The 25,302-nt window shown below is 42.7% G+C and carries 26 protein-coding genes and 1 riboswitch; of the genes, 20 read left to right on the top strand and 6 right to left on the bottom strand.

Annotated features, from left to right (window positions below):
* Positions 1-14: 14 nt before the first annotated feature.
* From ACFX4I_RS09070 to ACFX4I_RS09055, 4 genes are all read left to right on the top strand, one after another.
* Positions 15-1,022, top strand: a complete 1,008-nt coding sequence (locus ACFX4I_RS09070; protein WP_377420125.1) for an NERD domain-containing protein — start codon at positions 15-17, stop codon at positions 1,020-1,022.
* Complete coding sequence (locus ACFX4I_RS09065) at positions 1,009-1,248, top strand: acylglycerol kinase family protein (RefSeq protein ID WP_377420123.1); 240 nt, start codon at positions 1,009-1,011, stop codon at positions 1,246-1,248. Before ACFX4I_RS09070 ends, ACFX4I_RS09065 begins: the two co-directional genes overlap by 14 nt.
* Entirely contained in the window at positions 1,245-1,967 is a 723-nt protein-coding gene (locus ACFX4I_RS09060) for a diacylglycerol/lipid kinase family protein (RefSeq protein WP_377420121.1), read from the top strand. The genes ACFX4I_RS09065 and ACFX4I_RS09060 overlap by 4 nt, the downstream gene beginning before the upstream one ends.
* Positions 1,968-2,259: 292 nt before the next feature.
* On the top strand, positions 2,260-3,042 hold the full coding sequence (locus ACFX4I_RS09055) for a phosphotransferase (protein WP_377420119.1): 783 nt from the start codon (positions 2,260-2,262) through the stop codon (positions 3,040-3,042).
* On the opposite strand, the gene ACFX4I_RS09050 is transcribed toward ACFX4I_RS09055, so the two are convergent.
* Positions 3,043-3,318 carry a YtzH-like family protein gene (locus tag ACFX4I_RS09050; protein WP_034309293.1) on the bottom strand — a complete coding sequence of 92 codons (276 nt, stop codon included), beginning with the start codon at positions 3,316-3,318 and terminating at the stop codon, positions 3,043-3,045. It abuts the gene before it with no gap.
* A gap of 241 nt (positions 3,319-3,559) precedes the next feature.
* On the opposite strand from ACFX4I_RS09050, the gene trmB reads away from it, so the two are divergent.
* Positions 3,560-4,198, top strand: coding sequence for a tRNA (guanosine(46)-N7)-methyltransferase TrmB (trmB, locus tag ACFX4I_RS09045; RefSeq protein ID WP_230300706.1), 639 nt, complete (start codon positions 3,560-3,562; stop codon positions 4,196-4,198).
* A 140-nt stretch (positions 4,199-4,338) separates the two neighbouring features.
* The gene (locus ACFX4I_RS09040) at positions 4,339-5,184 is read left to right on the top strand and encodes a YtnP family quorum-quenching lactonase (RefSeq protein WP_377420117.1); all 846 of its coding nucleotides are present in this window, start codon (positions 4,339-4,341) and stop codon (positions 5,182-5,184) included.
* Positions 5,185-5,234: 50 nt separating this feature from the next.
* Here ACFX4I_RS09040 and ACFX4I_RS09035 read toward each other — a convergent pair whose 3' ends face one another.
* A complete protein-coding gene (locus ACFX4I_RS09035) occupies positions 5,235-5,552 on the bottom strand; it encodes a PepSY domain-containing protein (RefSeq protein ID WP_230300704.1) in 318 nt (105 codons plus the stop codon).
* 177 nt (positions 5,553-5,729) lie between these two features.
* On the opposite strand from ACFX4I_RS09035, the gene ACFX4I_RS09030 reads away from it, so the two are divergent.
* From ACFX4I_RS09030 to ACFX4I_RS09020, 3 genes are all read left to right on the top strand, one after another.
* Complete coding sequence (locus ACFX4I_RS09030; RefSeq protein WP_377420115.1) at positions 5,730-6,803, top strand: M42 family metallopeptidase; 1,074 nt, start codon at positions 5,730-5,732, stop codon at positions 6,801-6,803.
* A gap of 81 nt (positions 6,804-6,884) precedes the next feature.
* Positions 6,885-7,397, top strand: coding sequence for a DUF84 family protein (locus ACFX4I_RS09025; RefSeq protein ID WP_230300703.1), 513 nt, complete (start codon positions 6,885-6,887; stop codon positions 7,395-7,397).
* A gap of 127 nt (positions 7,398-7,524) precedes the next feature.
* The gene (locus ACFX4I_RS09020) at positions 7,525-8,394 is read left to right on the top strand and encodes a GyrI-like domain-containing protein (RefSeq protein ID WP_377420113.1); all 870 of its coding nucleotides are present in this window, start codon (positions 7,525-7,527) and stop codon (positions 8,392-8,394) included.
* Between the two features lie 111 nt (positions 8,395-8,505).
* Here the strand turns inward: ACFX4I_RS09020 and ACFX4I_RS09015 are convergent, their stop codons facing one another.
* A complete protein-coding gene (locus ACFX4I_RS09015) occupies positions 8,506-8,955 on the bottom strand; it encodes a YtoQ family protein (RefSeq protein ID WP_192206091.1) in 450 nt (149 codons plus the stop codon).
* Positions 8,956-9,075: 120 nt separating this feature from the next.
* On the opposite strand from ACFX4I_RS09015, the gene ACFX4I_RS09010 reads away from it, so the two are divergent.
* The 6 genes from ACFX4I_RS09010 (at position 9,076) to murC (ending at position 17,393) form a co-directional block, all read left to right on the top strand.
* The gene (locus ACFX4I_RS09010) at positions 9,076-9,582 is read left to right on the top strand and encodes a hypothetical protein (protein WP_230300701.1); all 507 of its coding nucleotides are present in this window, start codon (positions 9,076-9,078) and stop codon (positions 9,580-9,582) included.
* 109 nt (positions 9,583-9,691) lie between these two features.
* A complete protein-coding gene (locus ACFX4I_RS09005) occupies positions 9,692-10,003 on the top strand; it encodes a thioredoxin family protein (RefSeq protein WP_230300700.1) in 312 nt (103 codons plus the stop codon).
* Between the two features lie 50 nt (positions 10,004-10,053).
* Positions 10,054-10,860 carry a DUF1444 domain-containing protein gene (locus ACFX4I_RS09000; RefSeq protein ID WP_283932041.1) on the top strand — a complete coding sequence of 269 codons (807 nt, stop codon included), beginning with the start codon at positions 10,054-10,056 and terminating at the stop codon, positions 10,858-10,860.
* A gap of 156 nt (positions 10,861-11,016) precedes the next feature.
* Positions 11,017-11,120, top strand: a riboswitch (glycine riboswitch).
* 222 nt (positions 11,121-11,342) lie between these two features.
* On the top strand, positions 11,343-12,530 hold the full coding sequence (locus ACFX4I_RS08995; protein ID WP_377420202.1) for an amidohydrolase: 1,188 nt from the start codon (positions 11,343-11,345) through the stop codon (positions 12,528-12,530).
* A 428-nt stretch (positions 12,531-12,958) separates the two neighbouring features.
* Complete coding sequence (locus ACFX4I_RS08990) at positions 12,959-15,802, top strand: DNA translocase FtsK (RefSeq protein WP_483878222.1); 2,844 nt, start codon at positions 12,959-12,961, stop codon at positions 15,800-15,802.
* A 286-nt stretch (positions 15,803-16,088) separates the two neighbouring features.
* A complete protein-coding gene (gene murC, locus ACFX4I_RS08985) occupies positions 16,089-17,393 on the top strand; it encodes a UDP-N-acetylmuramate--L-alanine ligase (RefSeq protein ID WP_230300698.1) in 1,305 nt (434 codons plus the stop codon).
* Between the two features lie 55 nt (positions 17,394-17,448).
* Here the strand turns inward: murC and ACFX4I_RS08980 are convergent, their stop codons facing one another.
* A complete protein-coding gene (locus tag ACFX4I_RS08980; RefSeq protein WP_377420110.1) occupies positions 17,449-18,561 on the bottom strand; it encodes an aminopeptidase in 1,113 nt (370 codons plus the stop codon).
* A gap of 228 nt (positions 18,562-18,789) precedes the next feature.
* On the opposite strand from ACFX4I_RS08980, the gene ACFX4I_RS08975 reads away from it, so the two are divergent.
* The 5 genes from ACFX4I_RS08975 to ccpA all read left to right on the top strand — a co-directional run bounded on the left by ACFX4I_RS08975 (position 18,790) and on the right by ccpA (position 23,372).
* Positions 18,790-19,299, top strand: coding sequence for a DUF948 domain-containing protein (locus tag ACFX4I_RS08975; RefSeq protein ID WP_076364648.1), 510 nt, complete (start codon positions 18,790-18,792; stop codon positions 19,297-19,299).
* Positions 19,300-19,347: 48 nt separating this feature from the next.
* The gene (locus tag ACFX4I_RS08970) at positions 19,348-19,920 is read left to right on the top strand and encodes a YtxH domain-containing protein (RefSeq protein ID WP_230304134.1); all 573 of its coding nucleotides are present in this window, start codon (positions 19,348-19,350) and stop codon (positions 19,918-19,920) included.
* 129 nt (positions 19,921-20,049) lie between these two features.
* Positions 20,050-20,376 carry a bacillithiol system redox-active protein YtxJ gene (gene ytxJ / locus ACFX4I_RS08965; RefSeq protein WP_214791005.1) on the top strand — a complete coding sequence of 109 codons (327 nt, stop codon included), beginning with the start codon at positions 20,050-20,052 and terminating at the stop codon, positions 20,374-20,376.
* A gap of 531 nt (positions 20,377-20,907) precedes the next feature.
* The gene (locus ACFX4I_RS08960; RefSeq protein WP_230304135.1) at positions 20,908-21,984 is read left to right on the top strand and encodes a bifunctional 3-deoxy-7-phosphoheptulonate synthase/chorismate mutase; all 1,077 of its coding nucleotides are present in this window, start codon (positions 20,908-20,910) and stop codon (positions 21,982-21,984) included.
* A gap of 383 nt (positions 21,985-22,367) precedes the next feature.
* The gene (ccpA, locus tag ACFX4I_RS08955) at positions 22,368-23,372 is read left to right on the top strand and encodes a catabolite control protein A (RefSeq protein WP_214791003.1); all 1,005 of its coding nucleotides are present in this window, start codon (positions 22,368-22,370) and stop codon (positions 23,370-23,372) included.
* Between the two features lie 84 nt (positions 23,373-23,456).
* Here the strand turns inward: ccpA and ACFX4I_RS08950 are convergent, their stop codons facing one another.
* Both ACFX4I_RS08950 and ACFX4I_RS08945 read right to left on the bottom strand, forming a co-directional pair.
* Entirely contained in the window at positions 23,457-24,638 is a 1,182-nt protein-coding gene (locus tag ACFX4I_RS08950) for an acetoin utilization protein AcuC (RefSeq protein WP_230304136.1), read from the bottom strand.
* Positions 24,631-25,281: an acetoin utilization AcuB family protein gene (locus ACFX4I_RS08945; RefSeq protein ID WP_076364661.1), complete on the bottom strand. Its 651-nt coding sequence runs from the start codon at positions 25,279-25,281 to the stop codon at positions 24,631-24,633. The genes ACFX4I_RS08950 and ACFX4I_RS08945 overlap by 8 nt, the downstream gene beginning before the upstream one ends.
* Between the last annotated feature and the right edge of the window lie 21 nt (positions 25,282-25,302).

Raw genomic sequence — 25,302 nt, 5'->3', positions numbered from 1 at the left:
GGGGTGGTGGTCGAATGGCACAGCTCATAAAGATGCAGGATTATATTTCCTGGTATGAGCAGGATATTTATCATTATCCAACACAATTTGCACGGTTGAAAAAACAGCAATGGGATAAATTGAAGGCTGCTTATGATGCGGGCGAGCTGGATCGGTTGTATAGCGAACATACTGAAAGCGAAACACAGGTCAAATTTGATCCGTCTCAGGAAGCGTCAAAGGGCCTGTTTAAAAAGGTGAAAGGCATATTCCACCGGACAGGTAAACAGGAGGCAGAGGCAGAAGAACTGCTAATACCGAACCAGTTCGAAGATACTAATGTTTTTTCATTAAGATTTCCGTTCCGACCGGCCGGTCTGGATGAATTAAAGCAAAATTTTTTAAATCAGTTGCTCCGTTTTCAAATGAAATGGGGGAGTTCGACGCTTCGTGAAAAGTCATTTGTGGACCAATCATTCTTTTTGGATGAGAGGCTCCGCTTTTTTCTGCAGCGTTTTCCGGATACGTTTCTCGTATTATATAAACCTATCTTTCTATTGAAAAATGCGCCTGTTGAAGTCGAAGTCATTTTATTGACCCCTGTTGATGCTTGGTGCATCACTTTTCTGGAAGCGGAAGAAGACGCTGCTTTCATCGGTTCGAGTGAACGGTTCTGGATTCGAAGGCATCATAAGCATCCTGATAAAAAAATGCTCAACCCTTTGTTGGGTGCAAATCGGATGACGAACATCGTCTCCGAGTTATTTGAGCTATATGAAGTGAACATGCCGATTAAAAAGGTGATTTTATCCCGGAATGGATATGTCGATTATCCCGAAGCACCTTATGATATTACGATGTTGGATAAACGGACCTTCCCGGAATGGTTTGAAAGGATGCGGGCTATATCGTCCCCTCTTAAGGCACAGCAGTTAAAAGGGGCGCAGGCATTGCTTGAATATTGCCAAACTACATCCAGCCTGCGACCTGAATGGGAAGCCGATTATAACCAAACAGAAGGAAATGAGCATGCCGCGCCTTAATGAAACGGTATATTTCATTGTCAATCCAATGGCTGGAAATGAAGAGAGTTTGAAGATTTGGAAAAAAGCCGAGGAAATACTGAAATCAAAAGCTGTTCCCCATGAGGTGTTCTTTACACGTGAAAAGGGGCATGCGCTAAGATTGACGAAGGAAATTCTATCAGGGACGAATCAGGATACCCGGGTGATTGCTGTCGGGGGGGGGATGGCACGATTAATGAAATGATAAATGGCGCCATTGATTTCCCTCACGCTATCATCGGCTCCATTGCGGCTGGATCCGGAAATGATTATGTAAGGGGCATTCAAAAAACTGAGAGTGTGGAAGAAGCTCTTTCTTTATTTCAGGATAATGCCTTCAGTGCCATTGATATTGGACGGTTCGAGACGAATGGCAAGGCGGGTTATTTCGTGAACAGCCTGGGAATGGGCATTGATGCTGAAATTTCCGATGAAGCAGAACGTTCCTCTCTGAAAAAATGGTTTAATTTTGTCAGGGCGGGTAAATTAATTTATCTGTTCATTTTTATAAAAAAGATATTTACTTACAAGCCCAGCTGCATGGAATTGATCATTGATGGTGATCGGCATCTTTTGAAAAAGGTTTGGTTCATTGTTATTGCGAACCAGCCCTACTTTGGCGGCGGGATGAAAATTTCACCGATGTCGAAGCTGGATGATGGCAGTTTGAACGTGATTGCGGTCCATGATATTACTTTGTTGAAATTATTGACCGTCTTCATCACCGTTTTTTGGGGCGGTCACCTAAACATTAAAAATGTTGATTCATTTTCTGGTAAAATGATAAAAATGAAGAATCAGGGGTCAGTAAAAATCCAGTCAGATGGGGAAATTGTTGGTACGCATGAAGTAGCTGCAGTGGTTCTGAAAGAAAAAATGCGCGTCATGTTCAAGGGTGATAACCCATACAAAAATATGAAATGATTTATTTGTTTTTGTTTTATGCGTATAATCGTTTTATAGTACTTGACGAAGAAACCGTTTTTCAACTAAAATTTAATTTATGGCTATTGTTTAATTGCTCAATAGCTATTTTTTTATTTCTCTAAAATGAGGATGTTTTTAATTGCGGGTATCATCCCGATGCAAGTATATATGCAGCTTCGCCAGCAGGCGGATTTTTTATAAAACATGGACTCAAAGTAGTGGTAATACATACACTAGGTGAACGTACCCACATTTGTATGATTAAGCGAGGAAATCGAAGGTGAACCAGTTGGAACATTTATTAGGTCAGGAGTGGGATATATCCCCTGCTGGAGGAGCTACGGGAGAAGCCTTTATTGCCGAGAAAGAGGGGCAGAAGCTCTTCCTTAAACGAAATTCATCGCCATTTTTAGCTGTTCTTTCGGCTGAGGGCATTGTTCCAAAGTTAATGTGGACAAAACGCCTGGAGAATGGGGATGTAATTACGGCCCAGCATTGGATGGAAGGCAGGGAGCTATCTCAGCAGGAAATGAACAATATAAGAGTCGCAAAGCTGCTTCAAAAAATTCATCAATCCGATCCTTTGTTAAGCATGCTCAAAAGGCTTGGGAAATCCCCTTTACGACCTGAAAGTATACTTACAGACATAGAAACCGGGTTATCTTCGGATGTTACGGATATTCCGATTATCAAGCAGGCCATCCATTTTTTACAGAATAATCTCCTGTTGATTGAATGCGACGAAAAAGTCGTCTGTCATTGTGATGTGAACCATAATAATTGGCTCATGACCGACACCGACGGATTGTTCCTGATTGATTGGGACGGAGCGGTCATTGGCGATCCGGCCATTGACCTCGGCATACTCCTGTATTCTTATGTCCCAAGGGAAGAATGGAATCAATGGCTTGCCCGTTACGGCAAAAAGCTTGACGCAGGCCTGGAGATGAGGATGAAATGGCACACGGTTTCACAACTTGTGCTTTCCATCCAATGGCATCATCGTAGAAAGCGGTACGAGGAAAGAAATGAATTACTTGAAAAGCTGGAAGCATTATTGACGGTTGACTGATCAGAATTGATCTATATCATCCACCCACTGGGACAGGTCGTTCTGGTGGGTTGAAATATGTGCATCTAAATCGGCGGTACCGATGCCTGTTTGACTGTATTCGTAAATCTCCGTCAGTATCGTTTTCACATTGCTGTCAATTTCCATATTGATCATTAAGGATTTGACGAGCCTTTCAACCTGTTCACATTCAGAAACGGATCCGCAGCAGTCTGTTTGATGGTTGGTCAATATATCTTTCAATAGTGACATTTGATGTTCATGGGAAAGCGGCATATAATACCTCTCCTTTCTTAAATATGATTCAAGGGATACCCAGGTGGTTCTCGCCTGCCCTTCACTTATTTATGGTGTGTTTTGCTGAAAGTTTTATACATGAAAACTACAGATACTGTCGCCTGGATGGCCGGCAGTTTTTTTATTTGTTCAGTGTGTGTTTCCTGAAAAAATCAACTTGCAGGAATCCATGCACTCGTGTTATGGTTTGAACGATTATATTATAAATAGGGGTGTCATCATGCGTTTAAGAAATAAACCTTGGGCTGAAGACCGTTTGAATGATTTTCCACAATATGTAATTCATCAGCCAGTGAGCCATAAAGGTAAATGGCATGAAGTTTTCGGTAACGATAATCCGTTATATATTGAAGTGGGTACGGGAAAAGGCCGTTTCATCACAGAAATGGCAAAAGCCCATCCTGATGTGAATTTTATTGGAATTGAAGTATATGGAAGCGTCATTGTAGCTGCTTTGGACTTGCTGATTGAAGCGGATGTTCCAAATTTAAAGCTGTTGAATGTTGACGCAGCGAACTTAGGGGACTATTTTGCAAAAGGTGACGTGGACCGCGTCTACTTGAATTTCTCTGATCCATGGCCGAAATCACGTCATGCAAAACGTCGGTTAACGTATAAGACCTTCCTCGAAATATATGAAGGCATCCTGCCAGACAAAGGCGAGATTCACTTCAAGACGGATAACCAAGGGTTATTCGAATCTTCCTTGAAAAGTATTTCCGAGTACGGCATGCTCTTGAAATATGTAAGCCTTGATCTTCACAATAGCAGTTTTGAAGGCAACATCATGACTGAATATGAAGAAAAATTCTCGAGTAAAGGCAACCGAATATACCGATTGGAAGCAATGTTCCAATAATCATCGATCAAAAACCAGGTGCATAGCATCTGGTTTTTTTCCTTGTTAAGGCGGTGTATTTCATTCACGAGGATGACTTGATTGTTATCGATTTCAATATATGGAAGTGGGTGTTAAACTAAAGGGAGAGGAGGGGTAAAATGGAAACGATGCAAATAGGGGAAATTAAATTAACATGGTTGAATGGCGGTGTGACTCACTTGGATGGCGGTGCGATGTTCGGTGTTGTACCGAAACCGCTTTGGTCCAAGAAGTATCCTGTTAACGAAAATAACCAAATCGAGTTACGTACGGATCCGATTTTGGTGCAGGCCAATGGATTGAACATGCTTATAGATTCCGGTATTGGCAATGGAAAGATGAATGACAAGCAGAAACGGAATTTTGGGGTGACGGAGGAATCCAATCTTGTCGAAGATCTTGGCAGACTTGGGATTCAGCCAAATGATATCGATTACATTTTAATGACCCATCTACATTTCGACCATGCCTGCGGTTTGACGAAACGTGAAGGTGAAACTTGGGTGCCTGTTTTCGAGCGTGCAGAAATCATTACGACCCAAACTGAATGGGTGGAAATGAAAAACCCGAATATTCGTTCAAAAAGTACATATTGGGCAGAAAACTGGGAGGCTGTCGCTTCTCTTGTACGTCCTTTTGAAGTTGAACAGGAAATTACGGACGGAATTAAAATGATCCATACCGGGGGGCATAGTGATGGACATGCGATCATCATCATTGAGGATGGTGGGGATAGATTGATTCACATGGCAGATATCATGCCGACGCACGCGCATGCTAATGTCCTCTGGGTCCTCGCTTATGACGATTATCCCATGACTTCCATCGAGGCGAAGGAAAAGTGGATGAAATCCGGACTGGAAAATGGGTCCTGGTATAGCTTTTACCATGATGCCCAATACTGTGCCATCAAATGGGATGTAACGGGTAAGGAGATAATAGCCGAATTGAAACGGAAGCGATAAGAGGGAAAGCAAAAGGAGGACGTCATTTTGACGGCCCTCCTGTTGTTGTTTCAATCATTTTGCGCATTGAGCTCCAATATCGTTCCTGTTGAGGCATCTGCAACAAATTCGAATTGCTCGCGTATACCCTCCGTGTTTCTGGTGATCCCGCCTTTGTACACTTCATAGTCCAAGTCATTTTTTGTATAGTTCTCCGGCTTCATCAAGATCCATGAGCCATATATATTTCCATCCTTTTTGACTGTTTCCTTCACTTGGGCCAAGACTTTATCGGGAGAAGGTTTACTTGATTGATCCAATAGTTGTTTTGTCGCATAGCCAGCAGCAAACCCGGCTGCAGTACCTAGTAAAAACGTTTTCCAATTCATTGATTTCTCCTCCATTGCATTTATTAAAATCGCTTCTTCCAGTATACAGAAGAACGCTTTATTTGACTAATAATTTGAAATTTTACCCATTAACTGATAAATTAGAACTTTCTAGTGTATCACGATGCTAAGTTCTGTAAAATAGTAAGAAACAATACATAGGTTAGGGGTAGAAAAATGAATCATGAGACATTGGAGCTTTTTAAAACATTGACGGAATTACCGGGAGCCTCGGGAAATGAACATGCAGTTCGGAGTTTCATGAAGAGGGAGCTGGAAAAGTATTCGGATGAAATCGTCCAGGATCGCCTTGGCGGAATATTTGGCGTAAAAAGAGGCGATGAGGATGGGCCGACTGTACTAGTTGCCGGGCACATGGATGAAGTGGGATTCATGGTCACCTCCGTAACAGAAAATGGAATGATTCGCTTTCAGACGCTGGGGGGCTGGTGGAGTCAAGTGCTATTGGCCCAAAGAGTCGAGATCATAACCGATAACGGTCCGGTCATTGGTGTCATCGGTTCGATTCCGCCCCATTTGCTTGATGAATCGCAACGCTCAAAACCAATGGATATCAAAAATATGCTGATTGATATCGGGGCGGATGATAAGGAAGATGTGAAGAGGATCGGTATTAAGCCAGGTCAGCAGATTGTACCGATTTGTCCATTCACTCCTATGGCCAATGAGAAGAAAATCCTCGCAAAAGCGTGGGATAATCGTTACGGCTGCGGACTTGCGATAGAATTGTTAAAAGATTTAAAAGGTGAAACGTTACCGAATATCTTATATTCCGGGGCAACCGTCCAGGAGGAAGTCGGATTACGGGGTGCGCAAACTGCAGCTCATATGATCAAACCGGATCTTTTCTTCGCTTTGGATGCAAGTCCGGCGAACGATATGTCCGGCAGTAAAAGTGAATTTGGCCAGCTAGGAAAAGGGGCACTGCTCCGCATTTTCGATCGTTCGATGGTCACTCATCGCGGCATGAGGGAATTCATCCTTGATACGGCCGAGTCGAATGAAATTCCGTATCAACATTTCGTTTCCCAAGGCGGCACGGATGCAGGGCAAGTCCATATTGCAAACGAAGGCATTCCAAGCGGGGTGATTGGCATTTGTTCCCGCTATATTCATACACATGCATCCATGATTCATATTGATGATTATGCCGCTGCACGTGAACTGATTGGGAAATTGGTTCGTTCCTGTGATAAAACGACATTCGAGACCTTGATTAATAACGGTTGATGGTGGAAGCTGAAATGGAAGGGGATGCTGTTATGAATCCTTTTCCATCAGCTTTTTTTACATAGAAGGAAGGTAATTATATTGAAAATAGCAGTAGGCAGTAAGAATCCGGCGAAAGTAAGTGCCGTGCTTGGTGTATATGAAGATGCAGAAATCGTTTCGCTTCAAGTGGAGAGCGGTGTCCCAGAACAGCCTTTTTCAGACGAGGAAACGATGGAGGGGGCAATGACACGTGCCCGGAACTGCTTGATTCACAGTGATGCCGAAATGGGGATCGGGCTTGAAGGCGGTGTAGTGAAAATGGGACAAGCCCTGTTTCTGTGTAATTGGGGCGCACTGGCAACAAGGGACGGTGAGGTCTTTGTAGCTGCCGGAGCGAGAATCCCAGTACCGGAAATTGTTGCTGAGAAGCTGCTGGACGGTGAAGAGTTGGGCCCGGTGATGGACGCCTTCACAAGGCAAGAGAATATTAGCAAAAAGGAAGGAGCGATCGGCGTATTTACAAATGAGCGAATCACCAGGGGGGAAATGTTCCTTCATATCATGAGGATGCTAGCCGGTCAACACGAGTATAAGCTGAAAATGAAAAAATAGGATATTTGAATCACTGTCATGGAATGGCGGGTTTCGAATGATGGAAACGAACACTGCCAAAACAGAGCAGAATCAGACAGGATTTTATTGAGCGGCCTTGCTAGTATAGTGACAAGGGGGGAGCAAAATGGGGTGGGTTGAATCAATCCAAAAGGCCATCGATTATATCGAGGAGCACTTATTGGAGGACCTGACGATCGAGAGTATTTCCAGGCAGGCAAATGCCTCAGCTTTTCATTTTCAACGGACATTCACCATTTTAACGGATATAACCATTGGTGACTATATCCGTCGTCGAAGACTGACCTTAGCGGCCCAGGAGATTTCATCAACAAATGGCAAGGTCATTGATTTAGCCTACAAGTATGGCTATGACACCCCCGAGGCATTCTCGAAAGCTTTTCGAAGGCAGCATGGGGTATCTCCAAGCGAAGCCCGAAAGTATATGGGGAAGCTGAAATTCTATGAACGCCTGGTGATACAGGTGATTCTGAAAGGGGCAAAACCGATGAAATACAATATCCTTGAAAGGGATTCCTTTCAATTGATTGGAATCAAGCAAGAGTTTTACTTGGTTAATGAAGAGAATTTGATCGGGATTCCAAAGTTGTGGGACAAAGTGAATTCGGATGGAACAGGAGATAGGTTAGCGAAGTTGAACAATGGCCAAATAGAGGGCTTGATTGGTGTATGTGTCGATAAGCGGGCTGTGGAAAAAAATGAAACGATGGATTATTGGATAGGTGCAGAGTATGCCGGGAAAGTGCCTGAAGAGTTTTCAACCCTTACGATACCGGCTTCCAAGTGGGTTGCATTCGAAGTTCACGGACCTATGCCTGATGCCATCCAACAAGCTTGGAAACGAATTTTTTCCGAATGGTTCCCTACCAGCGGTCATGAACATGCCGGAACTCCAGAATTGGAAGTATACGCGAATGATGACGCTTCAAACCCTGACTATTACTCCGAAATTTGGATTCCCATAAAAAAGGGATAAGATAAAATATTCGTTTTTCGCTTGCAGGGGAGGCCCTGCAAGCTTTTTATTCGTTTCTTTATAAATGATCAGCCTATCATACTTGAGCTGGACTTTAAGGGACAGGGAGTTTTACAGCCCTTCTTCAAAAATATAAGAAAGCACCTTCATGGCTTGGTTAACGGATTCTACCGTGACACTCGCCTTTTCCGATAATTCCTTTAAGGCATGATGATGGGATTCCGGACGAATCAAAATAAGCGGTTTACCAAGGGAAATGGCGGTGCTTGCATCCATGGCAGTATTCCACTGTTTATATTTCTCGCCAAACAGAGCGACGACAAGATCAGCCTTTTTCATCAAAAGACCTGTCCGCAAATTATTGATTTGGGAAGCGGCCGCATCCTTCAGGATGGGATTCGGCTGTTCCCCGAGGATATCTTCACCGATATTATCGGAGCGTTCATGATTTTCCATCGGGCCTACAAATTCTAAAGGAAGCTTCAGTGCAGCGGCCTTATCTCTCAGCTCACTTCTCCAATTCGAATGGATTTCCCCAGCAAGATACACGGTTAACTTCATTTTTTTCCTCCTCGGTATTAAAATTGCTTTCATTGTACCATGTTTTGAAAATGGATGAATTCCATAAATAAGGATAATATTATCCATAAGGTAGTAAAAGAGACGGCTGGAGGAATGACGATGGCTTTATCGAATAAGAATATCCTTGTTTTCCTGTTGATAAGCAGTTTGATCGTGGGCTGCTCAGGTATCGAGAGACAAACCGAAAAGGCAATGAAGGCTGCTGAAGTGGCTTTTCGTGACGATGAAAAACAGCCCAATCAAGAGGCAGGGCTAATTCAGGTCTATCTGCCAAAGGATTTTAAAGTAGTGGAAGAACATGATAATAATTTGATTTTGCAAAAAAGTGATAAGATTTATATATTATTTGTCAATCCAAATGAAAAAGAAGACAGCTCCGTGTTATATTTGGCGATAAAGGAACAAGATGATCAAAATGTAATGCTGCATTCTTTTCAGACTGATGATAAATTCGGCTTTATCTCGATCAAAGAGATACCGAAAGAAAAGTATGAGCTTGCAGTGGGAATCGGCGGGGTGAAGCTGACAACCGAAACGGATAAAGACCAATTAAAAACCGATGCAAAACAAATGATGGAAATCGTTTCATCCGTGCCCCAGAAATAAGATGACCCCTGCAGTTCAACCGATCCGTATTAATGGTTGATTTCTGGAGAGTCTGGTATGATGGGATTATAAAAACTAAGGTGTCATTTAGAGCAGGAGGAATATTCAAATGGAAAATTTACAATCCGTTGAGCAATATGATGCATTGAAAAATGAAGGCAAACATATCTTTCTTTTTTCAGCGACATGGTGTGGGGATTGCCGTGTAATCGAACCGATCATGCCGGAGATTGAAACGAAATTTCCTGACTTTACATTCATTTATGTGGACCGTGATGAATTCATCGATGTGTGTGCGGCTAATGATGTATTCGGTATACCAAGTTTCATCGCGTATGATAATGGTAAAGAGCTAGGCAGATTCGTGAGCAAGGATCGCAAAACGCAAGAACAAATTGAGGAATTCATACAATCACTATAATCAATTTCCCCTTCTCGCTGGGGATTTTTCAATGAAGAGGAGGGTCAGTCATGAAAATGGACAGCACGAAGCTGAAAAATATCCTGAAGGAACGTTTAAAAGATGAAAATCGCACATTCAAATTCGATAGTAAGCAAGATACGTTACGGGTGGAAAATGTGAAGACCGGGAAAGGGATCACCATCGAGTTGCCTCCTGTACTTGCTAACTATGAAAGCGTAAAGGAAAAGGCCATCGATGAAATTATCTATTACGTGGAAGAGGCCCTGAATGTGATGGGGGGAGAACACAGCATGGAAGGCAAGGAGAAATTCATTTTCCCAGTCATCCGCTCGACCTCCTTTCCAATGGAATCGGAAGAAGGAAATCCATTTTTATTCGATGAGCATACGGCTGAAACCCGGATTTTTTATGCCCTTGATTTAGGGAAAACCTACCGTCTTATAGATGAAAAGATGATTCAACGGGAGAATTGGCAGGGTGACAGGATCCGTGAAATTGCCCTTTTTAATGCCCGTTCCCTCTCCACTGAAATGAAGTCGGATATCGTTGCAGGTAATGCATTTTATTTTTTGAACACGAATGATGGATATGATGCCAGCAGGATCCTGAATGAATCATGGCTTCGGGAAATGAAGGACAAGATCGAGGGAACCATGGCTGTGGCCATTCCCCATCAGGATGTCATCATCATTGCCGATGTGAAGAATGATACGGGTTATGATATTCTTGCGCAAATGGCGATGAGCTTCTTTGCCAGCGGACATGTTCCGATAACGGCCCTATCATTTCTTTACGAAGAAAATGAGTTGGAGCCCATCTTCATTATGGGTAAAAACAAAAAGCGTGAACAATAATATATTGAATCACATAAGGACCGTGTCAGCATCTGACAGCGGTCCTTTTAAAGTTTAATAGAGTTTATGACTATTAGAGTTGATATTTATTTTTTTATCGGTGATAATATAATTGTAATATTTTGAAAATATGGAATAAAACAATAGAACGAGCGGATGAACGTTGTGGGAGAGTGCAAAGGATTGAGTCACCGAAGGAGCAAGTTCCAAAAATATCCCTTGGAGCAAATCTCTCAGGTAAATGGAACTGCAGCTAGACGCAACTCTGTAGAGCGCGTAGGAATGTGCCGCCAACGGGGAAATCTCCATGACCAAAATGGAGTTAAACTCTAAGGTAAAAAGACAGAGAAGGGAGCGGTAAGTTTACGGAACCCTTCTCTGTCCTTTTTTATTTGGCTTTTTACATATAGAAGGTTTGCAGCGATCATGGAACTTACTAATATGCTAACCAACTTGAAATAAGGGGGAGAATACTCGTGAACGTGAAAAGCAAATTAATGAACATGCTGGAAGCCCGTAAAGGGGAAATGGTTCAAATCCGCCGTCATTTACACGAGAATCCGGAGCTATCCTTCAAAGAAGAGAAAACGGCAAAATATATCATTGATTTTTATAAGGGGAAAGATGTATCGATTCAAACGAATGTAGGAAATGGATTAGGGATCATCGTGACGATCGAAGGCGGAAAACCAGGGAAAACGATAGGTCTCCGTGCCGATTTCGATGCACTGCCGATTACAGAAGAAGCGGAGGTTCCGTTCCGTTCAAAAAATGAAGGTGTCATGCATGCCTGCGGACACGATGGGCATACCGCTTATTTATTGGTACTGGCAGACTGCATCAATGAGCTGAAAGATTCCCTATCAGGTACGATCAAAATAATTCATCAACATGCAGAAGAAACACCCCCAGGAGGAGCAAAAAGCATTATGGAATCAGGGTATTTGGATGAACTGGATGTTGTTTTTGGAATCCATTTATTTCCATTTCATCCAGCAGGGGTGGTCGGGTATCGCAGCGGCTATTCGATGGCTGGACGGACCTATTTCAAGTTAGCGATAAAGGGTGTAGGCGGCCATGGTTCCTCCCCGCATATGGCTAATGATACCATTGTGGCAGGCGCCCATTTCGTGACAGCCGTACAAACCGTAATCAGCCGTCGCTTGAACCCTTTTGATATGGGCGTAGTCACAATCGGCTCTTTCGATGGAAAAGGAAGCTTTAATGTCATTAAAGATCGTATAGAAATTGAAGGGGATGTTCGTTATATGACAGCAGAGACCCAACAGCTGATCGATAAGGAAATCCACCGGATCGTTAAAGGGATAGAAACGGAATTTGATGTTCAGTGCGAACTTACATATGTGCCCGATTATCCTCCGTTATATAATGACCCTGAACTGACTGGATTCGTGAAAAATAGCCTGGAAAGCATGGATGACAAAGATATTAAGAAGGTTGTGGAATTTCCGGTTTTCTCGGGTTCGGAGGATTTTTCATATTATGCAGAAAAGATTCCTGGCTGCTTCTTTTACATTGGCTGTAAACCGAAAGGGGTGGAGAAGGCCTATTTCAATCACCATCCTAAATTCGACATTGATGAAGATGCCCTTTTGATCGCTTCCAAATCAGTGGCGCAGGTTGTATGCAGTTTTTATGAATGGAAATAGTCCCTTTGGTCATTCTTTGCAAAAAAAACGCAGAAACCCACAAAACACCGTTCGGTATTAACGAACGGTGTTTTATGGGTTGCGGCAGGTATTTGGATGCCGCCGGCGGTTTCATGAAGGATGTTGCAATGGATTGGCCAGTCTGCTTCCAAGGCTGCATGAAAACTTAATCTCTTTGTAAACGCGATTTAACAGCGGTGTTTTATTTAAATAGTAGACTAGGGGCTAATGTTATTTCCCAATGGATAGGTTTAAACTCATTCCAGAAGGGGTTTAAAAGGGTAGGAGTTCTGCGAAATACGTTAAATTAGTTAGGAATGAGATAAAAAAATAGGTACTAACCCCAATTCAGCTTAAAATTTCTCGATATTTTTAAAATAACTGGTAGAATTAGTTACATAACTACAGATGTAGAAAGAGTGATAGTTTTGAAATGGCTAAATAAGATGAAAAAATGGTTCCAAGCAGAGGAAATTATTGAAATCGAAGAAATTATTATAGATGAACCGCTTGATGAAGAGACATTAAGGAAAATGGATTTTTCGAAGCTTTCGAAGTCAAAGGAAGAAGAAATAAAGGTTTATAATCAAAAAGTGGAAAAAATGTCACAGACGCCAGACCCGGATACGAAAATCCTGTTTCAATATCCAAAAGGACAGTTCAAGTTTCCGCTCATTCCAGACCGGGAGCAGAATAAAAGAAAGCCTAGGGAAAGAAACAGGGAAGACAACGAACCAAAACAGGGGAAGAATGTGACCAAAGAAACAACGAGAAGGCCTGCAAGGGATACTGAACCAAAACGGAGAAGCATCGACCGGGAGGAAACCTCAAAAATAGTCCCGTCAAATACTCCATTCCGCCCAACGGAAATCCCTTCACCCATTTATGGGTTCCGTCGTCCGGAAAAAAAAATAGTCCCTTCTGAAGAAATTGTCGAATATGAATTGGAAAGCAAAATGCCCATCTTTAAAAAAGAAGGACCTGATATCGAGATTCCGGTATCGATCCCTGAAATCTCAAAAGAAGTGTCACATGAGGAAATGACGATAGAACCATCCGTTCTTATACCGGAACAAGCAGAAGAAAAAAGGGAAGATTCGGAGATACCCGCTTTTTTTCGCAGGAATTCCAATGAGTCACTGCCAGAAGAAGCAGTAAGCGAGCCTGACATAATTGAGCCTGCGGTGGAAAAAGAGGCCATTGAACAGGACCAAGTCGATTTTGGACGCGAAGTCGCTGTATCCATCATGGAACAGGCGGACGACACACCGCCTGAAGCTATATCTGTTCCTGGGGAGGTTGCTGCACAATCAAATCAACCATCCGTTCGTCAAGGGACACTGCCTGAAGATTCATCTGAGGCAATACCTGAAGTGCAGCCAAAACGTCCGAAAAAACATATCCCATTTAATGTGATGATGCTTAAGCAAGATCGGGAAAAAAACAGCTTCATGAATAAAATGATGCCGGAAAAAAAAAGCCTTAATTCGGAAAGGGCAGTAGTTTCACCTGATAAGCGACCAATGAATGATGCAGCTGAAATGGAGACAGGACAAGCGAAACCATCCGCCATTCCTGAACGGAAACAGGAGGAAGGCAGAGTTATGCCGAAAGAGCGGACTCCGGTCATTACACCAACCTTTTTGGACACTAAGGCTGGTTCGGAAACCGCCGCCGTGCCTGAAAATACAGTTGAATCCAATATTGGTTCCAGCCTGGTCACTAAGCCGCTCTTGGAGCAGGAATCCCCCATTTCCGGAAATGGGTATCATGAAGCAGTTCATACAGAGGCTGCAGCAGAAAGTGGCCAGGGCGATACCCCGGCAGTTTTTGGCTCCGTGGAAGCGGAGGATAATCCATATTATGTGTTTCCTAATATTGAATTGCTGACACCTCCCACATATGCAGTGCATGATGATGAGTGGCTCGAGGAACAGACTTTATTACTTGATGAAACATTGAAAAATTTCAATGTCCGTGCAAAGGTCGTCAATGTCACTCAAGGACCGGCAGTAACTCGTTTCGAGGTGCATCCGGAGCCGGGAGTGAAGGTGAATAAAGTGACGAACCTGATGGATGACATCAAATTAAGCCTTGCTGCTCAGGATATGCGGATGGAAGCGCCCATTCCCGGTAAACATACAATTGGCATCGAGATTCCGAACAGGAAAAGCAAACCGGTATTTTTGCGTGAGGTTTTGGAAAGTACTGAGTTTCAAGAGCATGAATCACCGCTTGCTGTCGCTTTAGGACTCGATATATCCGGTCAGCCGATTATCACGGATTTGAGAAAGATGCCGCATGGATTGATAGCCGGGCAAACGGGATCGGGGAAAAGTGTCTGTATCAACACGATGCTGGTCAGCTTGCTGTATAAAGCTACGCCGCAGGAGTTGAAATTACTGTTGATCGATCCGAAAATGGTCGAGCTCGCCCCATATAACCGGATCCCGCATTTGGTCAGTCCGGTCATAACCGATGTAAAAGCCGCTACGGCTGCGTTGAAATGGGCTGTAGAGGAGATGGAACGGCGTTATGAATTGTTTGTACATGCCGGTGTGCGTGATATCACCCGCTTTAATGACCAAGCGGAAAAAGCCGGTCAATATTCAAGCAAGCTGCCTTATATCCTGGTGATCATCGATGAGCTTGCGGATCTAATGATGATGTCCCCTGCTGATGTAGAGGAAGCGATTTGCCGGATTGCGCAAAAGGCCCGTGCCTGCGGCATCCATTTGATTGTAGCCACTCAAAGACCATCAGTCGATGTCATAACTGGATTGATCAAGGCAAATATCCCGACAAGGATCGCTTTTTCGGTATCTTCACAAGTGGACTCCCGTACAATCATCGATAGCGGCGGTGCAGAAAAATTATTGGGAAGAGGAGATATGTTATTCGCTGAAAACGGCTCGTCGAAAACGGTGCGCCTGCAAGGGACTTTTGTGAGTGATGAAGAAATCGATCAAGTCGTCAACCATGTTAAACTGGAGCAGCAGCCGAAATACCTGTTTGAACAGGAAGACTTGCTGAACAGGGCCGAGGTCACGGAAGAAGCGGATGAACTGTTTTTCGAGGCCTGTGAATTTGTCGTGAGCCAGCAGGCTGCATCTGCATCGAGTGTCCAAAGGCGCTTCCGTGTCGGTTATAACCGTGCAGCGCGTCTAATAGAAATGATGGAGCAACGGGGAGTCGTTTCCGAATCCAGGGGCTCAAGGCCCAGGGATGTATTGATTACGGAAGAAGAACTGGAATTTTTACATGTTAATTAAGAGAACCTAATAAAAGGAAATTGAATATAATGTGAAAGGGTGAAAACCCTTTTTTATCACCTTAATTGAGGGAAAAACCAATGATTTGATAAATTGGCATCTGCCTGACATGGATGAATGAATAAAAAAGTGATATAATAGTTTATTGTTGATGAATGATTGAAAATAAGAGCTTGAAAAACCTATTAAGAAATTGCGTTACTAATAAGTCTCGTAATGGAAAAAACAAATAAAAGATGACGTCATATACTGTCATACAGGTAGACGATTGGTGGAGGTTCGCTTTATGACTGCTTACCATTTTGTGGGAATTAAAGGGTCGGGTATGAGTGCTCTTGCACAAATACTGCATGATATGAATATTGAAGTGCAGGGTTCCGATTACGAAAAAGAATTTTTTACACAATTGGCATTAGAAAAAGCCGGGATTAAAATCCTTCCTTTCAGCGAGGAAAATATTCAACCTGGAATGACCATCATTGCAGGAAATGCGTTTCCGGATAGTCATCCGGAAATCGTGAAGGCAAAAGAACTTGATTTGCCGATTATCCGTTATCACCGCTTCCTAGGTGATTTCATGAAAAATTTCATCAGCGTGGCCGTTACGGGAGCGCATGGTAAAACATCGACGACCGGCTTGCTTGCCCATGTAATGGGGGGCGCTAAACCGACATCCTTCTTGATTGGGGATGGGACGGGTAAAGGAATCGCGAATTCTGATTACTTCGTATTCGAAGCATGTGAATATCGCCGTCATTTCCTTTCCTATTATCCGGATTATGCAATCATGACGAATATCGATTTTGATCATCCTGATTATTACGCCAATGTCGAAGACGTGTTCGAGGCTTTCCAAACGATGGCCCTTCAAGTCAACAAAGGCATCATTGCGTGCGGGGATGATGAGCATTTACCACATATTCAGGCGAAAGTACCGGTTATTTTTTACGGATTTGCAGAAGGAAATGATTTTCAAGCGAAAAATGTTTCCGTCACTCCGGATGGCACGACTTTTGATGTGCATGTAAGGAACAATTACTATGATACATTCACTATTCCTACTTTTGGAAAGCATAGTGTGTTGAATGCACTTGGTGTCATTGCACTTTGTAAATATGAAAACTTGGATACGGAAGCTGTGAAAGCCCAATTGCGGACTTTTGGCGGAGTTAAACGCCGGTTCTCCGAAAAGGAAATCGGAAGTCAGATCATCATTGATGATTATGCACACCATCCGACCGAGATCTCTGCGACTGTTGACTCGGCGCGTCAGAAATATCCAGAGCGTGAAGTTGTTGCGGTATTCCAGCCACATACTTTCTCGAGAACTCAGGCATTCCTTGATGAATTCGCCGACAGCTTGAATTTGGCCGACAAAGTATACTTATGTGAAATTTTTGGATCTGCTCGTGAACATCAAGGGAAGTTATCGATTGAAGACCTTCAAGATAAGATTCCCGGTGCCGAGCTGATTACGGAGAACACAACATCTATATTGCAACATCATGAAAACAGTGTCGTGTTATTCATGGGTGCGGGGGACATTCAAAAGTTCCAGGCAGCCTACGAGCATTCACTGCAGGTAAAATAAAAAAAACGACCATCCGTTAGTAGCGGGTCGGTCGTTTTTTTTATTGGTATTTAAGTTATTTTAAATTTTCTGGATTTAAATTTTCCAGTTCCGGTAAAACGAAGCGTCCGTCCTTACGTATCAAGACGTCATCAAAATGGATCTCCCCGCCGCCATATTCAGGCCGCTGGATATTGACCAGGTCCCAGTGAATGTCTGAATGGTTTCCGTTAAAGGCATCATCATAGCATTGACCGGGAGTGAAATGAAAACTTCCATCAATTTTTTCATCAAAGAGGATATCTTGCATCGGGTGTAGAATATAAGGATTTACACCAATTGCAAATTCACCGACATATCGTGCGCCTTCATCAGTATCAAAAATTTTGTTGATGCGTTCCGTATCATTGGCAACCGCTTCAACGATTTTTCCATCCTTGAATGTCAACTTCACGTTTTCAAAAGTAAAACCCTGATAAGGGGACGGAGTATTATACGAAATCACTCCATTGATGGAATCTTTAACCGGAGCCGTATATACTTCACCGTCAGGAATGTTCAGCTCACCCGCACATTTGATGGCTTTAATGTCTTTGATGGAGAAGGTTAGGTCCGTACCGGGCCCAGTTAAGCGGACCTTATCCGTTTTATCCATCAATTCAACAAGATTGTCCATGGCTTTGCTCATTTTGCCATAGTCAAGGTTGCAGACTTCGAAATAAAAGTCTTCGAATGCTTCTGTGCTCATTTTGGCTAATTGGGCCATTGAATTTGTCGGGTAGCGAAGTACGACCCATTTTGTTTTTGGCACGCGGATATTTCTATGTACTTTACCGACTGTCTGTCCATGAATCGCCATCTTCTCTGAAGGGACATCGGATTGTTCATTGATATTATCCCCGGCACGAAGCCCGATATAAGCGTCCATCTGTTTCATTACGTTTGATTCAAACTCACCCATCAACTTGTACTGTTCTTCTTTGGCACCCATCAGCAAGGCACGATCCACTTGGTGATCCTTTAAAAGGACGAATGGGTAACCACCTGCTGCATAGGCTTCATTCACAAGTGCGTTAACAAGCTCACGCTGCAATCCGAAGTTTTCGATCAAGATTCTTTCACCTTTTTGAAGCTTCACGGAATAATTGATTAAGTTTTTGGCCAATGTACCAATTCTGGGATCTTTCATAAAAAATACCTCCATTGTTAAAATCGACTTATCTTTTCTATCATACCCGATTTCCTGCCATAAGTGTCACCCATGAATTTCACGGAGGAACTGGATGCAGACAACAATATTTCCAGATTAGGGTTTGATAGGGTATATTGAAAAAATAAATAAGTTTATAATAATAGGGAAGGGGTAATTAATATCTAACAGCAATTAAATAAGTCGATTTTTTTCGGAGGTGTTCCAATGGAGATTATTTTATACGTAAGTGCTGCTGTTGCAGCGATAGCTTTTTTGGTACTTGTTATTTTCCTAACAAAGGTACTGACATCACTTCAAACTACCCTGGACAGTGTGGCCCGGACGCTGACAGGACTAGAGAGCCAAATGCAGGGCATCACGCTCGAAACTACTCAGTTATTACATAAAACGAATACGTTGGCTGAAGATTTGCAGCAAAAGTCGGAAAACCTGAACACGGTGGTGGATGCCGTGAAGGATGTTGGCACATCCATCTCTAGCTTCAATTCTTCCATCCAAAAGGTTTCCCATAAAGTGCAGGCAGAGATTGATAATAATCAAGAACGAATCTCACAAATTGTACAATGGAGCAATGTAGCCATGGAAATCAGGGACAAGTGGAAGGCAAGAAGCAAACAGGCTGCCCCGACCCCAACCGAAAGGGCGGAGTTAGAAAGGGAAGCGCTTGAAACAGATAACCTGCCTAAAAAAAGGTTTTTACGTTCTAGATCTTAAAATCTAGTTAAATAAAAAATGAACTGAAAATTGAAAGGGGAATGTATTATGACTCAAAAAGAATTTGCGGCAAAGGACTATCAGAAATCTTATGAGGACGAACGCGACTCGATCAATTCGAAGGACTTTATGATTGGCGCCTTGATCGGCGGGATGATCGGAGCGGCTACAGCTTTGTTCATGGCCCCGAAAACAGGCAAGGAATTAAGGAATGACTTCAATGAACAAGCTAAAAACATTTCAGAGAAAACAGAAAGATTAAGACAAACGGCAATGGAAAAAGGAACAGTCCTTGCTGATACTGCAAAAGAAAAAACAAGCTCCGTCACGGAAATCGTTTCCAATAAATCTTCAAATATCGTCAATAAAGTGAAAAGCCTAAAAACGGGAAAAGAAAACGGGGACGCGGCTGATGATACAACGAATTCCAGCAATAAGGATATAGATGTAACCGGAACTTCCGATTCTCCTATCGTATCCGTCGAAACGAACTTTGCTAACGGCAATGACTCGGAAAATAATCCTGCAGATCCTACAAGCGGAAACAAGAATGCGGCAAAATTAAAACTTGATGAAGCGAAAAAGGCATTTGATGAAACAGAGAATAATCTAAAGAAATAAACTCCTTGGATTCCTTTAATGGGGATGAATAGGCATAAAGGGAAGAAGAATAAGGCGATGAAGTGCTTTGATGGCTTCATCGCCTTTTTGATGGTAAAATTTATATGGATAAGGAAAGGAGACTGTTTTATGGTCATGAGCAAAATCGAAACAGAAGAACAATTCAATGAGCTTCTAAAAGAGGATACATTCCTGCTTTTCAAGCATAGTGTAACATGCCCGGTCAGTGCTGAAGCATTTGAACAATATGAGAGGTACATCTTGGAGAACGAACAACTTAAAACGGCCTATTTAGCCGTTCAGGAAGCTCGACCACTATCCAATTATGTGGCAGAAACATTTGATGTCAAACATCAATCACCTCAGGCCATCCTGTTTAAAAGTGGAAAACCTGCCTGGAATGAATCTCATTGGCGGATTACATATGATTCATTGAGCAAGGCCATTACTGAATGAATGAATGAAGGCCGGATCCCTTTAGTAAGGGGTCCGGCCTTTTATTATTCCATCTGGTAGCCATGGGAATTATAGACGGTCTCCAGGGGAAACCTTTTCTTTAAAGGCCCTTCCTGTTCATTTAGCTTCAGGCGTTCTGGATGGCTCCAGGGCAAGTGGCAGCGATTTAATCATGGAGTCCAATGCTCTAGAGATAAAATTTCAATTAAATTATAGCTTTCTTGTTCTATTTCCAATATAATTCCTACAATGGATTGTTCCAATATTCAGTCTAAATCGTTTTTCTTGCATGTATAACACCTGATTTTATGTATTTATAACTTTAATGCTTAAAAGCGTTTAATTATTAAAGAAAAATATAGTGACATTTATGGGTACTTCATTTATAATTGATTTAATCATACATGAAATATTCTAAATTTTTCATTGATAAAACAATCGGGGTGGATGTTCGAGGATCCAGAAGGGATTTTTTTAGTTTGAGTCCGCTGAACCGATTTCTATTTTAAAAAACGAAGGGATGGATTTGTAATGAGCAACAAAGAGCTTGATGGACTTCGTAATCAACTGGATGATGTGAACCTTCAGTTATTACATCTTATTAATCAACGTGCTGAACTTGTACAGGAAATTGGTCGCGTTAAAGAAAAACAAGGTGTAAACCGTTACGATCCGGTCCGTGAAAGAACGATGCTGGATCTTATCGAAGCCAATAATCAAGGACCGCTTGATCTTGGTTCGATTAAACATATTTTCAAAGAAATCTTTAAATTGGGCTTGGAGCTGCAAAAAGATGATCAGAAGAAAACGCTTCTTGTATCAAGAAAACAAAAGGCTGAAGACACTATCATCGACATTAAGGGTGAATTGGTAGGTAACGGGATCCCTAGCTTCGTTTTCGGACCATGTGCCGTTGAATCTTATGAACAAACAGCTGCGGTGGCGGAAGTCATTAAAGCTAAAGGTCTGAAATTGATGCGCGGCGGTGCATTTAAGCCACGTACATCTCCATATGACTTCCAAGGGCTTGGTTTGGAAGGTTTACAAATACTTAAACGTGTTGCTGATGAATACGGCTTGGCTGTCATCAGTGAAATCGTGAGTGCCAACGATATTGAAGCTGCGATCGATCATATCGATGTCATCCAAATCGGGGCGCGCAACATGCAAAACTTCGACTTGCTAAAAGCTGCAGGTGCTGTAAATAAACCAGTTCTTTTAAAACGTGGACTGGCTGCAACGATTGAAGAGTTCATTCATGCAGCGGAATACATCATGTCACAGGGCAATGGCAACATCATCCTTTGTGAACGCGGTATCCGTACTTACGAAAAAGCAACAAGGAATACACTTGATATCTCTGCTGTACCGATTTTAAAACAAGAAACTCATTTACCGGTCATGGTTGATGTAACGCATTCAACTGGACGTCGTGATCTCCTGCTTCCTACGGCTAAAGCGGCACTTGCTATCGGTGCTGACGGTGTTATGGCTGAAGTGCATCCAGATCCTTCCGTTGCTTTATCTGATTCTGCCCAGCAAATGGACTTCAAACAATTTGATGAATTCTACAATGAAATTAAACGTTTGAACTGGGTAACTGTATAAGCTAAGAAAGCCTTTAAATGATCTACTTACGGCCCTTACCAACTTGGCAAGGGCTTTTTTTAATGGTAAAATACTAGTTTTTGCAGAAAAAGCTTCGAAATAAGCACTATTGGATTGCAGGAAAGATTCGACTATCGTATGATAAATAACAAGAATGAGAACTGTTCGGAAGATTGAGTCATACATAAAGTGATATCTATGTGAATTTTATACTTGAATAGGGTATTGAATATTTGACTGAGAAGAGAGTAGGACTGCATTTTTTGTTAGGCAGATCGTTCCTAAAATAATCTTCCTTATAGAGAATAACGCATAAAAGATTTTTTTTTCGAAATAATTCGGGTCTTTTATGGGGAAAATGAAAGAAATGGAGGAATGGATGAATGAATAATATAACCATTTATGATGTGGCGCGTGAGGCGAATGTTTCCATGGCCACCGTTTCCCGAGTAGTTAACGGGAATCCAAATGTAAAGCCTGCAACAAGGAAGAAAGTTTCCGATGTGATTGAGAAGTTAGGGTACCGTCCCAATGCAGTGGCAAGGGGACTTGCCTCAAAGAAAACGACTACAGTCGGGGTCATCATCCCGGATATCTCGAGCATCTTTTTTGCCGAATTGGCACGGGGCATAGAAGATATAGCCACAATGTATAAATACAATATCATTCTTAGCAGTTCTGATGAGAATATAGATAAGGAATTCCATTTGCTGAATACGATGCTTGGAAAACAAGTGGATGGTATCGTGTTCATGGGCGGCAACATCTCTGATGAACATGTCAAAGAGTTTAAGAATTCACCGGTTCCAATCGTTCTGGCAGGTTCGGTGGATGAAAGCGGGCAAGTTCCATCGGTTAATATTGATTATGAGGCGGCGGCATTCGACGCAGTGACATTCTTTGCTGAAAAAGGCCACAAGCATATCGCTTTTGTAAGCGGAAACCCTTCCGCGCTGATTAATGAAATGAAATTGGCTGGTTATAAACGAGGATTGAAAGAAGCTGGTCTTTCATTTGATGAAAGTTATATTGTTGAAGGTGATTATACATATGATTCAGGAATTGAATCTTTTGAAAAGTACTTGGAAGTTGAAGACAGACCGACGGCATTCATCGCCGGTGCTGATGAAATGGCACTTGGAATTGTCCATGCCGCACAGGACAAAGGGTATAATGTGCCGGAAGACTTTGAAGTGATCAGCTTCGATAATACGAGATTGACATTGATGGTGCGTCCGCAAATCACGACGATCGTTCAACCTTTATATGACATTGGTGCGGTTGCGATGAGGCTTCTTACAAAGTTGATGAATAAAGAACAAGTGGAGGAAGGTCTTGAAAAAGTGATCCTTCCGCATCGGATTGAAAACCGTCAATCAACGAAATGAACTTGTTTGGAGAGTGTCCCGGAGGGCACTCTCTTTTTGTTTCCCAACCCGAACAAAAAAGATCGTTTTTCAACGATCCTTTGGTTAACTTTGTTCATTGCTTTTCGAAGTTTGCTTGGAAGACCTGATGGGATAAAGGACCTTTTCAAGCGTCAGGGCATTCTTCTCGGTAATTTCAGGCTTCCTCGGAATGGGTTCGTATATATCCTCCATATCATCCCATTCATTCGGCAGGGTGACGGGGGACTCAGGCTGCCAGCAATCGAGCCATTCCTTTGATAGGGGACCTGATATATCATTGTTCGTCATTTCAAGCCAGACCCTCGCCCAAGCCCTCGGGACGACGCGCCATATATCATATCCGCCGCCGCCTACTGCAATCCACCGTCCTTCGCAAAACTTATGGGCCATTTCGTGGGCCAACTTTGGTATTTCCCTATAAATCTTCATGGTGGCAGATAAATGGGTGAGCGGATCGTAATAATGGGAATCGGCCCCGTTTTGCGTTAATATGACATCCGGTTTGAAGAATTCAATGACCTCCTTAAAGGAAGCCCTATAGCATTCGAGCCAGGATTCATCTTCAGTGAACGCATCGACCGGGATGTTGAATGAATAGCCGTAGCCTTTTCCCTGGCCCCGCTCGTTAATATTGCCGGTGCCGGGAAATAAGTAGCGCCCCGTTTCATGAATGGATAGGGTGCATACATCCGGATCATCATAAAATGACCATTGGACTCCGTCACCATGATGTGCATCGGTATCGACATACAAGACACGTGCCCCATATTTTTTTTGCAGGTATTTAATCGCGACCGAACTATCATTGTAAATGCAAAAGCCCGAGGCTTTTCCGCGGAAACCGTGATGCAGGCCCCCGCCAAGATTAAGTGCGTGCAGGGACTGACCGGTCATGACGGCATCCACAGCCGTCAAGGTACCGCCTACAAGCAAGGCACTCGCTTCGTGCATCTTGGGGAAGATAGGGGTGTCCTCTGTTCCTAGCCCATAATTTACTGCCTTTTCAGGGGGGAGCTTTCCCTGGCCTGCTAATTTGACAGCGTTTACATAGTGGTGATCATGGATCAATTCCAATTCTTCATCGGTAGCCATTCTTGGCTTGATAATTTGATCATCATTGATGGCATGGTGTTTTTTTAATAAATCAAGCGTGAGTTTAAGCCGTTTTTGATTGAATGGATGTTCATCGTTGAATTTATAGGTAAGGAGTTCATCCGAATAGACGAAAAGGGATGTATCATTCATGTGAAATCCCCGGTAGACTAGGCCATAAAACGGTATAGCCTTCTTTCTTCAAATCCTCCACCACCATAAATGGATTCATCGTCTGTACACGAATTACAAGAATTTTATAATCGGTTCCATTTTTTTCAGGATAAACAAGGGTGCTCAGGATATTCGAATTGCGCCTTTTGAAAATATGGGCAATATCATGAAGGGAACCTGCCTTATCCGGGATTCTGATTTCGATTTGGGAACCGGGCTGATTGACTCCAGTCAACTCAACGTATGAATGAAGTAAATCGGAACCGGTTATGATGCCCACTAACTTCCTTCCCTTTACGATTGGAAGGCAGCTGATATTGTTATCACAGAAAACAGCCCCGATTTCTTCCACGAAATCCAGCGGGTGCCCCGTGATTATTTCTGTTTTCATGATGCTTGATAATGGTTTTTGTAAATCATTTTTGTATTCTGCGGTACGGAATATAGAAGGGGCAGCATCCCGAATATCACGGTCGCTGACTAATCCCACAAGTTGATAGCTGTCATCGACAATGGGTATATGGCGAATTCGCTTCTCCTTGATGATCATGACAGCGCTATGGATTGTATCCGTTGGAGTGAGGGTGATAATATCCTCATTCATTATTGTTTCTACAATCATTTTCCTTCCTCCTCTTACTCG

The organism is Peribacillus sp. YIM B13472, from assembly GCF_042788005.1.
Lineage (GTDB): Bacteria > Bacillota > Bacilli > Bacillales > DSM-1321 > Peribacillus > Peribacillus simplex_E.
This window is presented reverse-complemented; position numbering and strand designations above follow the sequence as displayed.

Excerpts from the sequence above, each read along its gene's own strand:
- ACFX4I_RS09070 (WP_377420125.1), top strand. The coding sequence starts at position 15 with ATGGCACAGCTCATAAAGATGCAGGATTATATTTCCTGGTATGAGCAG.
- ACFX4I_RS09065 (WP_377420123.1), top strand. The coding sequence starts at position 1,009 with ATGCCGCGCCTTAATGAAACGGTATATTTCATTGTCAATCCAATGGCT.
- ACFX4I_RS09060 (WP_377420121.1), top strand. The coding sequence starts at position 1,245 with ATGATAAATGGCGCCATTGATTTCCCTCACGCTATCATCGGCTCCATT.
- ACFX4I_RS09050 (WP_034309293.1), bottom strand. The coding sequence starts at position 3,318 with ATGCCGCTTTCCCATGAACATCAAATGTCACTATTGAAAGATATATTG.
- trmB (WP_230300706.1), top strand. The coding sequence starts at position 3,560 with ATGCGTTTAAGAAATAAACCTTGGGCTGAAGACCGTTTGAATGATTTT.
- ACFX4I_RS09040 (WP_377420117.1), top strand. The coding sequence starts at position 4,339 with ATGGAAACGATGCAAATAGGGGAAATTAAATTAACATGGTTGAATGGC.
- ACFX4I_RS09035 (WP_230300704.1), bottom strand. The coding sequence starts at position 5,552 with ATGAATTGGAAAACGTTTTTACTAGGTACTGCAGCCGGGTTTGCTGCT.
- ACFX4I_RS09030 (WP_377420115.1), top strand. The coding sequence starts at position 5,730 with ATGAATCATGAGACATTGGAGCTTTTTAAAACATTGACGGAATTACCG.
- ACFX4I_RS09020 (WP_377420113.1), top strand. The coding sequence starts at position 7,525 with ATGGGGTGGGTTGAATCAATCCAAAAGGCCATCGATTATATCGAGGAG.
- ACFX4I_RS09015 (WP_192206091.1), bottom strand. The coding sequence starts at position 8,955 with ATGAAGTTAACCGTGTATCTTGCTGGGGAAATCCATTCGAATTGGAGA.
- ACFX4I_RS09010 (WP_230300701.1), top strand. The coding sequence starts at position 9,076 with ATGGCTTTATCGAATAAGAATATCCTTGTTTTCCTGTTGATAAGCAGT.
- ACFX4I_RS09005 (WP_230300700.1), top strand. The coding sequence starts at position 9,692 with ATGGAAAATTTACAATCCGTTGAGCAATATGATGCATTGAAAAATGAA.
- ACFX4I_RS09000 (WP_283932041.1), top strand. The coding sequence starts at position 10,054 with ATGAAAATGGACAGCACGAAGCTGAAAAATATCCTGAAGGAACGTTTA.
- murC (WP_230300698.1), top strand. The coding sequence starts at position 16,089 with ATGACTGCTTACCATTTTGTGGGAATTAAAGGGTCGGGTATGAGTGCT.
- ACFX4I_RS08980 (WP_377420110.1), bottom strand. The coding sequence starts at position 18,561 with ATGAAAGATCCCAGAATTGGTACATTGGCCAAAAACTTAATCAATTAT.
- ACFX4I_RS08975 (WP_076364648.1), top strand. The coding sequence starts at position 18,790 with ATGGAGATTATTTTATACGTAAGTGCTGCTGTTGCAGCGATAGCTTTT.
- ACFX4I_RS08970 (WP_230304134.1), top strand. The coding sequence starts at position 19,348 with ATGACTCAAAAAGAATTTGCGGCAAAGGACTATCAGAAATCTTATGAG.
- ytxJ (WP_214791005.1), top strand. The coding sequence starts at position 20,050 with ATGGTCATGAGCAAAATCGAAACAGAAGAACAATTCAATGAGCTTCTA.
- ACFX4I_RS08960 (WP_230304135.1), top strand. The coding sequence starts at position 20,908 with ATGAGCAACAAAGAGCTTGATGGACTTCGTAATCAACTGGATGATGTG.
- ccpA (WP_214791003.1), top strand. The coding sequence starts at position 22,368 with ATGAATAATATAACCATTTATGATGTGGCGCGTGAGGCGAATGTTTCC.
- ACFX4I_RS08950 (WP_230304136.1), bottom strand. The coding sequence starts at position 24,638 with ATGAATGATACATCCCTTTTCGTCTATTCGGATGAACTCCTTACCTAT.
- ACFX4I_RS08945 (WP_076364661.1), bottom strand. The coding sequence starts at position 25,281 with ATGATTGTAGAAACAATAATGAATGAGGATATTATCACCCTCACTCCA.